The 11,968-nt window shown below is 63.7% G+C and carries 11 protein-coding genes and 1 pseudogene; 4 read left to right on the top strand and 8 right to left on the bottom strand.

The annotated features are described in order from the left end of the window. Positions 1 to 23: 23 nt before the first annotated feature. Positions 24 to 1,385, top strand: coding sequence for an MFS transporter (locus ABQM86_RS13235; protein WP_280623065.1), 1,362 nt, complete (start codon positions 24 to 26; stop codon positions 1,383 to 1,385). A gap of 3 nt (positions 1,386 to 1,388) precedes the next feature. Here ABQM86_RS13235 and ABQM86_RS13230 read toward each other — a convergent pair. Then, positions 1,389 to 2,367, bottom strand: a pseudogene (locus tag ABQM86_RS13230) (helix-turn-helix domain-containing protein). A 235-nt stretch (positions 2,368 to 2,602) separates the two neighbouring features. Between ABQM86_RS13230 and ABQM86_RS13225 the strand changes: the two are divergent. Then, positions 2,603 to 4,078, top strand: a complete 1,476-nt coding sequence (locus ABQM86_RS13225) for an APC family permease (RefSeq protein ID WP_369744634.1) — start codon at positions 2,603 to 2,605, stop codon at positions 4,076 to 4,078. 85 nt (positions 4,079 to 4,163) lie between these two features. Here the strand turns inward: ABQM86_RS13225 and ABQM86_RS13220 are convergent, their stop codons facing one another. Both ABQM86_RS13220 and ABQM86_RS13215 read right to left on the bottom strand, forming a co-directional pair. After that, positions 4,164 to 4,964, bottom strand: a complete 801-nt coding sequence (locus ABQM86_RS13220; protein ID WP_280623062.1) for a MoaF C-terminal domain-containing protein — start codon at positions 4,962 to 4,964, stop codon at positions 4,164 to 4,166. A gap of 141 nt (positions 4,965 to 5,105) precedes the next feature. After that, positions 5,106 to 5,852: an IclR family transcriptional regulator gene (locus tag ABQM86_RS13215; RefSeq protein ID WP_369744632.1), complete on the bottom strand. Its 747-nt coding sequence runs from the start codon at positions 5,850 to 5,852 to the stop codon at positions 5,106 to 5,108. 131 nt (positions 5,853 to 5,983) lie between these two features. Between ABQM86_RS13215 and ABQM86_RS13210 the strand changes: the two genes are divergently transcribed. After that, positions 5,984 to 7,318, top strand: a complete 1,335-nt coding sequence (locus tag ABQM86_RS13210; RefSeq protein ID WP_172326041.1) for an MFS transporter — start codon at positions 5,984 to 5,986, stop codon at positions 7,316 to 7,318. 72 nt (positions 7,319 to 7,390) lie between these two features. Here the strand turns inward: ABQM86_RS13210 and ABQM86_RS13205 are convergent, their stop codons facing one another. Next, positions 7,391 to 8,074, bottom strand: coding sequence for a phosphoribosyltransferase (locus ABQM86_RS13205; RefSeq protein ID WP_369744631.1), 684 nt, complete (start codon positions 8,072 to 8,074; stop codon positions 7,391 to 7,393). 71 nt (positions 8,075 to 8,145) lie between these two features. Here ABQM86_RS13205 and ABQM86_RS13200 point away from each other — a divergent pair, with 71 nt between their 5' ends. Then, entirely contained in the window at positions 8,146 to 8,559 is a 414-nt protein-coding gene (locus ABQM86_RS13200) for a MarR family transcriptional regulator (RefSeq protein ID WP_207593862.1), read from the top strand. 37 nt (positions 8,560 to 8,596) lie between these two features. Here ABQM86_RS13200 and ABQM86_RS13195 read toward each other — a convergent pair whose 3' ends face one another. From ABQM86_RS13195 to ABQM86_RS13180, 4 genes are read right to left on the bottom strand one after another with little or no spacing between them, the layout of a single operon-like run. Beyond that, positions 8,597 to 9,424 carry an alpha/beta fold hydrolase gene (locus ABQM86_RS13195; RefSeq protein ID WP_369744630.1) on the bottom strand — a complete coding sequence of 276 codons (828 nt, stop codon included), beginning with the start codon at positions 9,422 to 9,424 and terminating at the stop codon, positions 8,597 to 8,599. A gap of 4 nt (positions 9,425 to 9,428) precedes the next feature. Continuing rightward, complete coding sequence (locus ABQM86_RS13190; protein ID WP_017200407.1) at positions 9,429 to 9,758, bottom strand: biotin/lipoyl-containing protein; 330 nt, start codon at positions 9,756 to 9,758, stop codon at positions 9,429 to 9,431. Then, positions 9,751 to 10,821, bottom strand: coding sequence for an alpha-ketoacid dehydrogenase subunit beta (locus ABQM86_RS13185; protein WP_369744629.1), 1,071 nt, complete (start codon positions 10,819 to 10,821; stop codon positions 9,751 to 9,753). Before ABQM86_RS13185 ends, ABQM86_RS13190 begins: the two co-directional genes overlap by 8 nt. After that, positions 10,814 to 11,866 (bottom strand): thiamine pyrophosphate-dependent enzyme, encoded by a 1,053-nt coding sequence (locus ABQM86_RS13180; RefSeq protein ID WP_369744628.1) that lies wholly within the window; start codon positions 11,864 to 11,866, stop codon positions 10,814 to 10,816. The genes ABQM86_RS13185 and ABQM86_RS13180 overlap by 8 nt, the downstream gene beginning before the upstream one ends. Positions 11,867 to 11,968: the final 102 nt, after the last annotated feature.

Here is an 11,968-nt window from a genome sequence, read left to right as displayed (position 1 = left end):
CATCCTTTAGCGAACCCGGATTAATGGAAAAATCTTCTGTGGCTTCCCAGCCTCTGTCTTCTGCACCATCACGCCCCTCCCGCCTGCCCGGCCGTTTTGCGCGGCTCCCGGAACTTGCAGGGCCCGGGTTCCTGCCCTTGGGCCTCTTCGCCCGCCTTCCGCTGGCCATGCTCACCGTCGGAACCCTCACCCTCGTCACGGCCGTCAGCCAGTCCTACGCCATCGGTGGCATGGCTGCCGGAGCTGTAGGCATTGGTTCGGCCCTGGGTGCCCCTGTCCTCGGCTCCCTGGCCGACCGCGCAGGGCAGCGGATCGTGCTCCTGGTCGCCGCTGTCATGAACGCTTTGGCGGTCGCCGGACTTCTTGCGGCGGCCTACCTGACGCCGGCCTACGGTTCCGCAAGCGACGCTGTCGGTGTCCTCATCGCGTCATTCCTTGCCGGTGCCAGCTGCCCGCAAGTCGGCCCGATGGCCCGGGTGCGGTGGATGGCTTTGACTACCCGGAACCTTGCCCCCTCGGCAGCCAACGGCAGCAGGAGCGTGGCAGCAAACCGCGCAGACCTCGATACCGCGCTGTCCTACGAGGGCACCGCGGACGAGGTCACCTTTGTCCTTGGCCCGGCGCTGGTGGGTGTCCTGGCCAGCATGGTGGCCCCATGGTTGCCGCTTGCCCTGGCTGCGGTCATGACCATCACGTTGGTGCCGGCTTTCGCCGTCCACCCCAGCCAGCATGCTGTGGTTCCAGCGCCTCGCAAGGCGGCTTCCGGCGTCGTGCCTTCCGAGGAGCAGCCCGCGCAGGCTGGTCCGCAGCGCCGCAATCGTTGGGCCGGTGCTGTGGTTGCCGTACCTGTGCTGGCAATGGTCTGCATGGGTACCTTCTTTGGGGCGACGCAAAATGCGTTGAGTGCTTTCTCTGCCCAGTACGCCACCGCCGAAATCGCGGGGATCCTCTACGCGGTGATGGGCTTGAGCTCTGCGGTGGCTGCGTTGTCGGTCGCGTTCTGGCCACAGCGGTTCAGCCTGGCCTCCCGCTGGGTTGCGGCCGCGCTGGCGATGTCGGCCTTGTCGCTTTTGCTGCTCTTGCCCGGCGGTATTTGGCCGATGGTCTTTGTCTTGCTGATTTTGGGTATTCCGGTGGGGCCTGTGATGGTCACGGTCTTCAGCATTGGCGGCGTCGTGGCACCGGCCGGCCGTATGGCAACGGTCATGACAGCCCTCGCCAGCGGAATTGTCGCTGGTACGGCACTGGGCGCGTACCTGGCTGGGCAACTGGCCGAGACGCAGGGGCCGGGTGCAGCCTTCGTCGTTTCCATGGCCGCCGCGGCTGGCCTGCTGCTGCTGGGCGTTGTGACGTCCCTGGTGATGAAGCGCCGGCCTCAGTCGTAGTTGCTACACGGCCTCGTTGCGGTAGCCGGTGGGGGAGTTCCCGAAGGCTGCCCGGAAGATGCGGCTGAAATGGGCGGCGTCGGTAAACCCCCACCGTGCTGCAATGGCGGTGACGGGGCGATCCGGTCAGCACAGGGTCCCTCAGGTCGCGCCGGCACCGTTCGAGCCGCCGTTGCCGGATGGAAGAGGCCACGGTGGTACCGATTTCCTGGAAGAGATCGTGCAAGTGCCGGGTCGAGATGTAATGGGCAGCGGCAATGGTTCCGGGGGAGAGTTCGGGATCACCGAGGTTCGCCTCGATGTAGTCGTGGATACGCCCCAGCAGCAGCAGATGCGGATCCCGTCCGGTCTCGATCAGCTGGTCTAGCTCGCCATTGAAGAGTGTGGTCACGAGGTCCAGCGCGTTATGCACCAGCCGGAGACCATTGGTGCCCGACAGGGCTTCAAGGTTGTCGGCCAGTCTTACCAGGAAGGGGCTGATGAGTTGGCCTAGGCCCTCATCGCCCGGAATGCGCAAGGCAGTGACATGGCCCATGGCCTCGGCCGGCAGGTCCAGCAAAACGTGCGGGAACATCAGCACCAAGGTGCGGAAGTCGTCGTCGAACGTCAATTGATAAGGGCGGGAGGTGTCATAAATGGAGAGATCACCAGGGTGCAGCACGGCCTCGCGTTCGTCCTGAACCAGGCGGCCCGATCCAGCGAGCTGGATGCTGAGTTTGAAGAAGCGGCCCGTGGACCTGGCAATCAGCTCGGGTGTGCGCTGGACGGTGTGGGGTCCGGCGGTAACCTCCACCACGGAGATCTGCCCCAGCACGCGTGCACGCATAGTGCCGTGGAAGGCTGAGCCTTGGAAGGACGAATTGGTGGGACCCGTTGCCAACAAGGGCACGAATGAGGTGGAGATTGCCTTGCTCCACTCCTGGAACGACTCCGCCACGATGGTTTCCACGGTTGCGGGGCCCGTATCAGCCGCGACGGTCATCAAACTCCCTTTCAGTGGCCCGCGGCGCCGCTGCCACTGGGGCGGGAATGTCGGTTGGGCGGACGTGAGCTTGCCCACGATTCTACACCGGGGACCAGGCCGGGACCGTGCATGCGTGGACCGACAAACACCCTGCCGTGTGAGACAAGTCACGCCATGCTTCTGCGGTGGAAGATTGCGGAATGACAGACACCGTGCCGCGCATTCTCCCGCGGCACCGAGGCAGGAGCACACTATGAGCGTGGACAACCCCGTCAAGGGCAGGGCGGCCGGAGCCGTAGGCACCAAAAGGCGGCTCGGCGTACCAGCAGTAACTTTCATGATCATCGCGGCCTCGGCGCCGCTGACCGTGCTCGCAGGCGGCGTCACCACCACTTTCGCGGTCACCGGTGTCACCGGGGTGCCACTGTCCTTCCTGATTCTGGGTGGAATTTTGGCGCTTTTCGCTGTGGGGTATGCCGCCATGAGCCGGTACGTCACCAACGCAGGGGCGTTCTACGCCTACATTGCGCAGGGCATCTCAAGGCCGGCCGGCGTGGGAGCATCACTGATGGCCCTCATGGCTTACAACCTCATGCAAGTGGGTATCTATGGCTTGTTCGGTTTCACCGTGTCCTCGCTCCTGTCTGCGCGGCTTGGCATCAGTGCTCCCTGGTGGGTCCCTGTGCTGGTCTGCATCGCCATTGTTGGGTGGCTGGGAGTCAACCGGGTAGACCTGTCCGCCAAGGTGCTGGGCGTTTTGGTGGCCTTGGAGTTCCTGGTGGTCATTGTGTATGACGTCATCAGCCTTGCTGTGGCCCCCGAAGGCATAAGTGCAGCAACGTTCAGCCCCGAAAGCCTGTTCGTTCCCGGGATCGGAGCAGTCCTGTCCTTCGGTATCGCTGCCTTCATGGGCTTCGAGTCCGCTGCCATTTACGGTGAGGAATCCAAGGACCCCAAGCGCACCGTTGCCAGGGCGACGTTCGCAGCCGTGGGAATCATCGCAGTGTTCTACGCCGTATCAGCCTGGGCCATGACCGTGGGCGCCGGCCCCTCTGCTGTGGTCGAATCAGCGGCGGCCAGCGGGCCGGACATGATGTTCGCGTTCCTTGGTGCCAACGGAGGCGTACTGCTCAGCGACATCGCCCAGGTCCTCTTCGTGACCAGCCTCTTCGCAGCACTCGTCAGCTTCCACAACGCAGTAGCCCGCTATTTCTTCTCCCTCGGCCGCGAGCGTGTCCTGCCGCCGGTGCTGGCCAAGGTGCGGACAGAAAGCGGGGCGCCCTTCGCCGGTTCGCTGGCGCAGACGGTGATTGCCGTCGTCGTGACCATCGCTTTCGCCATTGCCGGCGCCGGGTCCGAACTGGGCGGGCTGTACCCCGTCTTGACCATGTTCACCTGGCTCACCAACAGCGGCGCGATGGGCCTCGTCCTGCTGATGACCGTAGTGTCGGTGGCTGTGATCGGCTTCTTCCGCCGGCAGCAGCACGGGGCAAGCTTGTGGGTCAGGGTGATCGCTCCTGGGCTGGGGTTCGTGCTTCTGTCCATCGTCTTCGTGCTCATCATGACCAACTTCAACGTCTTGCTGGGACAGGCCGAGTCCACGGCCGCTACGTTTGTCCTTCCGATGCTGGTGTTGCTGCCCGGAGTTGTTGGTGTCATCTGGGGCTTGCGCCTGCGGCGCTCGCAGCCGGCACTGTACGCCCGGATTGGCCACGGCGCCGAGGACTGAATCCCGGCGAAACTTACGGAAGCCCCGGCGAGTGTTCCTCTCGCCGGGGCTTCCGTGTCTTCCGTTGATGTTCTGTTCCGGTGGGCTACATCTCCGCAGCAGGGTCGAGTTCCGGGCTGTGGCGGCTGATGCTGATCAGGCGTCCGCGGGCGCCGAAGGTGAAGTGCACGGGTTCCGTGCCTGCCTCGTCCCACCCGAAGAGGCTGCCGTGGGACCTGATGGCGTGGGGATCGCGGTGGTCGGCGATGGTGACCGAGCCGCACGGTATGACTTTCTCGCGCCAGGTGAACACAAAAATTCCCGGGCGGATCTGTAGCACGGTGTTGGAATCCGTGTCTGCCAATCCGCGCTCCGGTCCGGCCAGGCACTGCCATGTGTACCAAGTGGGGCTGAGGTAGATGTGCTCATAAGCGTGGGATTCGCTGTACGCCCATTCAACGCGGCGACCAATGAGGGCGTTGCTTTCTGAGATTGCCGCCCCCGTGGTGTCGTGACCGTCGAGCGTTCCTGGGCGGAAATCGTGGTGGACGGCGACGCTGGAGGCTGTTGCCCTGCCGAGTGCGGCGCCAATGTAGAGCGCCCTGCCATGCAGCAGGTCCAGGACCAGGGAAACGGCGAGATCGGGAGCGTCCTGACTCTGCCATTGGGCGTAGAACAGGCCCTCGGCTACGAGGAAGGCCTCATAAGGGGCGGTTCCTGAGTGGCCGGCCGCAGCCCATTGGACCTCTTCGTCGTCGAAGCTGAACGTCATGGGGCCGCCGTCATTGCGGACGGAGAACTGTTTTCCTGCCAGGTCCTGCACTGTGGGTGCCTTGTAGGCGTCGAAGCCGGGGGCCAGTCCGTCCAGTGGCAGCCAGTTGGAGGTGTCGAGGAGATTCAGGCTCATGGGTTCCTTCTTGGACTCGAATGAAGGACCGGACGGCGTGTCCGGTCCTTCTTTCGAGTATTCGCTTCGTCGCGGCCATCGTCTTGTGCTGTGGGGCACGTCACTTGACCTGCAAAGAAAGGTTCAGCCCTGGGGAAAAGTTCAGGCCAGCTGGCTTTCTATCCGGGCCGCACTGGCTGCGAGCGCTTTACCGACGGCGTCGGCGTCCTGATCGAGCCGGATGTAGACGACGGCGATCGCGGCCGGCCGTCCACCCGGAACCTGGATGGGGGCGGCGATGGAGGACAGGCCGGCGATGACCTCGTCATGGCTGGTGGCGTAGCCGAGTCGGCGCGCCTCATGGGCTTCGGGGCGGTAGGGGTTCCCTGAGCCGACTTGCTGCCAGCGTTCCTCGGTCATGGTGGATTGGATGGCTATTCCGGGAGCTCCTGTGCTGACCGGATGGCGGCTTCCGGGGTGTTGGGCGAGCGCAGCGCCTGAGTGTCGTGGCTCAACGGTGACCAGGGTGACGCATTCCTGGTGGTCCCATACGGCGACGAAGGCTGTCATGTGAAAGGCGTTGGCGAGTTGGGTCAGTTCGGGCAGTGCCGCGGTTTGAAGGTTCCGTGAGACGCCGCTGGCCAGGACGGCCAATCCGGGTCCGGGCTGCAGCCGTCCTGAGTCGTCGCGTACCAGCAGGGAATGGTCTTCCAGCGTCCGGAGGATTCTGTAGGCCACGGAGCGGTGAACGCCCAGAGCTTCGGTGAGTTCGGCAATACTGAGCGGCTTGTCTGCCGCAGCGAGGATCTCGAGGGCGCGGATTCCCCGGGAGAGGGTTTGAGACGGCGGAGCTGGTATCGCCGCTTCCGTTGGAGGGTGGACATCGCTGCGGGGATTCATGCGACCCATCCTATGTTGGCGCGAACTTCCAGGGGGCTGTGCTTTGGGTCACAGACTGTAGTATTCTTTCCTAACTGACCGTTCTGTCGGTTAATGCAAGTCAAGCACCGACCAGTCACCCTCACCCCCATGGAGTTCCAATGACCGCAACTTCCACTGTCGACTCTCCGTCAGGACCCAGCAGCAAGCGCGAAGAGCGCCGGGTTCTGGCCGGGACACTGGTGGGCACCACCATTGAGTGGTACGACTTCTTTATCTTCGCCCAGCTCACGGCGACCCTTCTGGCGCCGCTGTTCCTCTCTCCTTTGGAGAAGTCCAACCCGGGAGTCGCCCAGCTTTTGTCCTTCGCCACGATCGGCATCAGCTTCCTCTTCCGTCCCCTGGGGGCTTTCGTTGCCGGGCACCTCGGCGACAGGATGGGCCGCAAGGCCGTCCTGGTCATGACGCTGGTCATGATGGGTGCAGCTACTGCGCTGATCGGCATGCTGCCCACCTACGCAACCATCGGCGTCTGGGCTCCCATCCTGCTGATTACCTTGCGCGTAGTCCAAGGGTTCTCCGCCGGTGGTGAGTGGGGCGGTGCTGCACTCATGGCTGTGGAGCATGCGCCGCTCAAGAAGCGCGGGCTCTTCGGCGCCTACCCACAGATCGGTGTTCCCATCGGCATGATCCTGGCCACCGGCCTGTTGTTCCTGCTCCAGTCGGGAATGTCCAAGGAAGATTTCGCCTCATGGGGATGGCGCGTGCCATTCCTGTTGTCGGTGGTCCTGATTGTGGTGGGCTACCTCATCCGCCGGGCCGTGGGTGAAAGCCCTGTCTTCAAGGAAATCGCCCAGCGCAAGGCCGAAAGCAAGGCGCCCTTGGGCGAACTCTTCCGCAAGAACAAAAAGGAAGTTCTCCTTGCTGCGTTGATCTTCATCGCCAACAATGCCGCCGGGTATCTGCTGATCGCCTTCTTCATCTCCTACGCCACGCGTACATTGAAGATGCCCACTCCGCAGGTCCTGCTTGCCACCACCATCGCCTCGTTCGGCTGGCTGATCTTCACCATGGTGGGCGGTTGGTTGTCGGACAAGATCGGACGCGTCAAGACGTTCTTGATCGGTTATGGTTTGGTCTTTGCCTGGATGATCCCCATGTTCGTGCTGATCGATTCCAAGGACATCGTGCTCTACGGAACCGCTTTGTTCGTCCTGACCATCGGCTTGGGACTGTCCTACGGTCCGATGTCCGCCATGTACGCAGAAATGTTCCCGGCCCAGGTCCGCTACTCCGGAATCTCCATTGGATACGCACTGGGGGCCATCCTGGGTGGTGCCTTTGCCCCGCTTATCGCCCAGGCACTCCTGGACACCACCAAATGGTCCGGCTCGGTGGGCATCTACATCATGGTTCTGTGCGTCATCTCTGCAATTGGCGTGATCCTCGCCAAGGAAACCCGTGGACGGCCGCTGGGTTACAGCGTTCACCACTAGAAGCTGCAACAAGAAAAAGCGGGTGCGGTCCATAGCGGACCGCACCCGCTTTTGCGTGAGGTGCGACGCCGGCTACTTGCGGCCGCCAGCGGCAGCACCTGCCAACTGGCCCACCACATCAGGGTCGGAGAGTTGTTCGAACCGCTCATAGAAAGCGCCGACAGCATGGAATTTACCGGGCGTGTGAAGGACTATCACCGCGTCACACACCCGCGCCAACGACGTAGAGGCCTCCAGCGATGCAACCGGCACTGCGGCTATGACAGTGCGCGCCCCTGCAGAACGAACCGCTTCCACAGCCGCCCGCATGGTTGCACCTGTGGCGAGTCCGTCATCGGCCAGGACCACAGTCTTTCCGCGAAGGTCGTGGCCAGTGCCAGGGTATTCCTGCGCCCGCCGGAGAAGCTCGGCGCGTTCATGGGCTTCCACAGCATCAAGCGCGGACTGGGAGATTCCGTGGGTGAGGATGAGTTCCCTCAACGGTTTGTTGACGATACGGAGGACATCCCCCTGCGACCAGGCCAAGGCACCGAAGGCGGTTTCGTCGCGGCCCGGGATGCCGAGCTTGCGTACCAGGACAGCGCCGAAAGGCAGGTACAGCTCTGCTGCTGCTGCTGCGGCCACGGGAACTCCACCGCGGGCAAGGCCCAACACGATGGTGTCCGGCTGCTCCCTTAGCTGGGGGAGGGCTTCAGCCAGGCGTCGACCGGCTTCCGCGCGGTCCTTGAAACGCATGCCCATCTGCTCCACTTCCACGAAATCCGTTGCAGTTCCAAGCCTACCGTCCAGACCTTGCCCGGCAGGGTCTCCGCTGAAAGCATGGGCTTGTGAACAAGCCCATCGGATATTGGATCAAGAGGCTGGATGCCGCGCTGGAAGCCCAACTGGACAGCATCCTGGCCAGGATTAAGCTCAGCCGCCGTCAATGGCAGACCCTCAGTGTCCTGTCCGAGGGCGCCATGCTTCCGGACCAACTGGAGGAATCCCTGCACCCGTTGTGGGGTAACGATATCCGGATGCGGGAGAGGGAACTCGCGGCACTGGTTGGTCGGGGGATGATCACCATGGTCGATGACCGGCTGGTCCTGAGTGACCGGGGACGGGAAAAATACCACGAAGCCCAGCGGTTGGTGGAAGCAGCGCGGCAGGACCTGTCCATGGGGATTGGCATTGACGAGTACGCAATGGCCCTCAGCGTACTGGAGCGCATGAGCCTTAACGCGGAGCGGCTGGCCCGCTGACTGCTGTCAGCCGGACCAGCCGCCGCGGGCTGCAGCACTAGACGCCAAGGAACTCCAGCGCAGCGTCCTTGAAGGCCCGGCTGGTGATGACATTCGTATGCGTCCGTCCGGGAATGACCAAGGTTTCCACCATGCCGCCACGCTTGCCGGCAATGGAGGCCAGTTCCGGCATGCTCGCCGCGCGCTCGTCCCTCTCGCCGGCAACCAGCAACAGGGGCATGTTCGGGGCAGCCTCGGCGGGATCGAAAGGTTCTCCCTTGATGGCCTCAATGAGGGACAACATGGCGAACAGGTTGTTGCTGGGCAGCATCTGCGCCATCTTCAACAGTCCGGCCGTGGAGGAGTCCTCGATGGGTGTGCCGTCGGCCAGGTAGCGTTGTGCGGCAACGAGGTCGAAAGCTGCCAAGGGATCGGCGGAGCTTGGTCCGCCCAGGACGATCCTGTGCACCAGGTCTGGCTGGGTGGCTCCGAATTCCCACGCAAGCCGCGAGCCCAGCGAGTATCCGATCACATCCAGTCCCGTTGAAGGGTCGCCATCGCGCAACGGCCGCGCTCCGGCGTCGGTGACGATTTGGAGGAGATCCGCGCGGATGCGGCTGGGCGTGTAGGAGTCCAGGTCCTCGGGGGAGTGGCTCCGCCCATGGCCCGGCAAGTCCACGGTGATGACCCGGCGGCCGGCGTCCTGGAGCGTGGTGATCCAGCCGCTGTCCTGCCAGTTGAGTTTGCTGGACGAGGAGAAACCGTGGATCAACAGGACAGGCCGCAGCCCGGCATCGGCAGCCGGCTCATGGACTTCGACGAACAGTCCGGGATCGGTGCCCTCCACTGTGTGCCGCTGCTGTTCCACGGTGTGCCTGCCGGTCATGGTGTCAGTCCTCATCGAGTACGGCGCTCAGGCGGACCCGGCGCTTGGGTGCTTCGTCCTTCGGAACAGTGCCCACGATCCCGGCGGTGTCGTCCGGGACCTCGAACACGATCAGCGGTTCGCCAACGTTGATCGTGTCACCTGGCGCACCGTGAATACGCACCACTTTACCCGCCTGTGGGCTGGGCAATTCGAGGGCGGACTTGGTGGTTTCCAGCTCCACGATGGGCTGGTTGCGTTCCACCTGCTGGCCCGGTTCCACCAGCCAGTCCAGCACGGTCGCTTCGATGAGGCCTTCGCCCAAATCGGGAAGCGGGAAGGAAATTTCAGCCACGGCGGTACTCCAGTACGCGTTGGATCCCAAAGAGGATGCGGTCAATGTTCGGAATGTATTCGTCTTCGAGGTCGCCGGAGGGGTAGGGGACATCGAAGCCGGTGACCCGTTCCACCGGCGCCTTGAGTGTTGCGAAACAGCTCTGCGTGATGAGCTGGGCAACTTCTGCGCCGAGGCCGGAAGTCAGTGGCGCTTCATGAACGACGACGGCGCGCCGCGTCTTTCCGACGGACCGCGCCAATGCTTCGGCGTCAATCGGTTTCAACCAGCGCAGGTCCAGGACCTCGACGTCGATGCCGTCCTCTGCTGCCAGTTCAGCAACCTGCAGGCACCGCGAAACCATGGCACCCCACGCTATGAGTGTCAGGTGCCGGCCCTCCCTGGCCACGCGGGCGCCGGTGAGGCCGCCGTCGACGTGCGCTGCTGTGCCTGGGGTGGGATTGGTGACGTCCAAAGGCCCTTTTTGCCAGTAACGGGATTTCGGCTCCATGAAGATCACCGGGTCCGGACGCGTGGCAGCGTACTTGAGCAGGTGGTACGCGTCGTGCGGGGTGGAAGGGGAGACCACCTTGAGGCCGGGTACATGGGCGAACAGGGCTTCCAGGCTTTCACCATGGTGCTCGGGTGCGCGGATGCCACCGAAGCTGGGGACGCGCAGCGTGATGGGCATCGGCAGGGTCCCACGGCTCCGGTAGTTCATCCGGGCGATCTGGCACACGATCTGGTTGATGGCCGGGTAGGCGAAGCCATCGAACTGGACCTCGGGGATGGGGTGGAAGCCGGCCATGGCGAGGCCAACCGACATGCCCAGGATGCCGGACTCAGCCAAGGGAGTGTCGAAGACGCGTGCCTCGCCGTGCTTGGCCTGCAGCCCATCGGTGATGCGGAACACGCCGCCCAACCGTCCGCAGTCCTCGCCAAAGATGACGGCCTTGGGGTTCTCGGCCAGGATCTCATCCAGTGCACGGTTGAGCGCCTGCTGCATGGACACTTGCTGTACGCCGGCTGCAGCCGTTTCCGTGCTGTTGTCTTTTAGTCGCAGATCGGTGATGGTCTCAGGCATGTTCTGACTCCTCGCGCCACGCGGTGGCCTGGGATTGAAGGGCTGGCGTTGGTTCCTGGAAGACCAGGCTGAACATTTCGGCGCCGGGCCTTGGACCCAGGTCCGCTATGCCCGCCCGGACGGCCTCTTCTTCTTCTGCGGCCAATCGCTGCGCGTCCGCGAAGAAGGCCTCGTCGGCCACGCCGTCCGTGAGCAGCCGCTGTTTGAACCGCTCCAGCGGATCTTCGCCGGCATCCAGGCGTTCTTCCTCCAGCGTGCGGTACCGTCCCGGGTCATCAGCGGTGGAATGAGGGCCGCGCCGGTAGGTCATGGCTTCAATCACCACGGGGCCGTTTCCTGCCCGGCAGTGCGCGAAGGCAGAACGGGTCGCTTCGAAGACAGCCACCACGTCGTTGCCGTCCACCTGCAGGGACGGAATGCCGTATCCGGCCGCGCGCGCCGCGACGGAGCCGCCGGCCACCTGGCGTTCCGTGGGGACTGAGATGGCCCAGCCGTTGTTCTGGATGAAAAACACTACGGGTGCCTTCATGACGGCGGCGAAGTTCATGGCTTCGTGGACGTCACCCTGTGAGGAGGCGCCGTCGCCGAAGTACGTCATGGCGACACCCAGGTCACCCTCGGCGTTGCCGGCGAGGGTTTGGCCGTGCGCCCATCCCACAGCGTGCAGGACGGAGCCTGCCACGACAGCCTGGATGGGAGCGAACCTGGACTCCAAGGGGTTGTACATGCCGCCATGCCAGGTGGCTTTGTGGGTGGCCATGTAGCCCACCATGTCCAGGCCCATGGCCCGGGCTACACCCATTTCGCGGTAGGTGGGGAACACAAAATCGCGGGTCCGGTCCACGGCGTAGCCGCTGCCTACCTGCGCGGCTTCCTGGCCGAGCCCGGGGGCATAACCGGGAATGATGCCTTGGCGCTGCCAGGCCACGGCTGAGGTGTCCAGGTGCCGGACTGCTGCCATCAGCGTGTACAGCTCACGGAGTTGATGGTGGGTGAGCGGGGCCGCGTCGTCATCGACGGCGGCCAGCACAGATTTGGTCGTCATGCTGTGACCCTAGTCACCCAGTAGAGCTGTGCGCAAACAGCACAGCTGATAGGAAACACTTTGCACAATTTGGGCACATAAAGAAGCCCTGCATAGTACAAA

The organism is Paenarthrobacter sp. AMU7 (assembly GCF_041200195.1).
Classification (GTDB): domain Bacteria; phylum Actinomycetota; class Actinomycetes; order Actinomycetales; family Micrococcaceae; genus Arthrobacter.
Note: the sequence above shows the minus strand (reverse complement) of the source record. Positions and strands in the feature narration are given on the sequence as shown.